Annotated in this window: 1 protein-coding gene; it reads right to left on the reverse strand. The window is 78.7% G+C overall.

Annotated features, from left to right (window positions below; all coding sequences use genetic code 11):
- Window positions 1-365: 365 nt before the first annotated feature.
- Window positions 366-1,046: a class I SAM-dependent methyltransferase gene (locus tag D7231_RS34835; protein ID WP_120760363.1), complete on the reverse strand. Its 681-nt coding sequence runs from the start codon at window positions 1,044-1,046 to the stop codon at window positions 366-368.
- Window positions 1,047-1,329 lie beyond the last annotated feature (283 nt).

A 1,329-nucleotide genomic window follows, 5' to 3' on the forward strand; every position in this document is an offset into this window, starting at 1 on the left:
TCGCCGCCGGCAGGGTTTCTCGAAGGCCGCGTGTCCAGGCTCTCGACCACCTCACGACTGCCCCGGGGGTGTGGCCCAGCTCGCCCCTCCGGTCCCGGCCCCCGTCCCCGGCTGGGGCCGAGGCCGAGGGAGAGGGGGCAGCCCGTTTGAAGGCCGGGCAGCACTCGCCCAGCTCCAGCCCGGCCCGCGTCAGGGCCCCTTGTGACCCCGCCCCGCCTCCGGCCGGCCTCCCACCTGCCTGCTGTGCTCTTTGCCGGGCGCGGCGCCCGGGGGCGCTTCCCGGGGCGGGGGTTCCGCTTCCGCGCCCCGGGAAGCACTTGGGAGAGGAGAGGTGCTCCGGGGAGCGGACGTTCCCGCCCCCTTCATCAGGTGTTCCGGGTATTCCGGGTGTGGGGGGTTCGGGCGATGAGAGCGTAGCGCTGGTCGTTGACGGGGCCGCCCCAGAGGCTGGGCTCGCCGGTGAGGTCCTCGATGCGCAGTCCGGCGGTCAGCGGGCGGACCGCGGCGGCCAGGCGGGTGGCGGTCACGCCCCCGGCCCAGGGCAGGGCCGCGGCGCCGGTGGTGTAGGGAGGCGGGTCCTGTCCGGCGGGGTGCCATCGCCCCTCGACGAGGATGAGCCGTCCGCCCGGGCGCAGCAGCCCGGCCCAGGTGCGCAGCGCGGCATGCGGGTCGGGCAGGGTCCACAGCAGGTGCCGGCACAGGAGGGCGTCGAACCGGTCCTGGCCGGTGGGCGGGTCGGCGGCGTCGCCGGTCAGGAGGCGGGCGCTCAGGCCGGCGGCGGCGAGTTTGCGGCGGGCCTGACCGGTCATCCGGGGCGCGAGGTCGACGCCGGTGACCCGGTGCCCGGCCTCTGCCAGCAGCTGGGTGAGGGATCCGGTGCCGCAGCCGGCGTCCAGGACATCCGCCGGGGCCGGCGGCATCCAGCCGGCCAGCCGCCGCGCCCAGGCGGCGCGGGTGGCCGGGGCGTGCAGGCCGTGGTCGGCCTCCCGGTCGAAGTCCTCGGCGGCGTGGTCCCAGTAGGCGGCGATGGCGCGGGAATCGGTCACGGAAACCGATTCTGCCCACCCGGCCGCGCCCCGGGGACCCCCGCCGAGGCATCGCCGGCCCCGCCCCGGGGGGAGGGAGCGCACCCTCCGCGCCTTCTCTCCTCCTGCCCGCGCTGCTCCCGCAGCCCGCGCAGCGGCCCGGGAAACGACCCGAAGCCCCCGCCGGGAGACCACGCCAGCCGGGCCCGGCTGCGCCCCTCGCCGCTGTTCGGTCTCCCTGCCCCCACCGCCCCCCCCCCCCCCCCCCCCGCCCTCTCCCCCCCCCCCCCCCCCCCCCCCCCCC

Origin of the sequence: Streptomyces klenkii (assembly GCF_003626645.1) — a bacterium.
Taxonomy (GTDB): Bacteria; Actinomycetota; Actinomycetes; order Streptomycetales; family Streptomycetaceae; genus Streptomyces; species Streptomyces klenkii.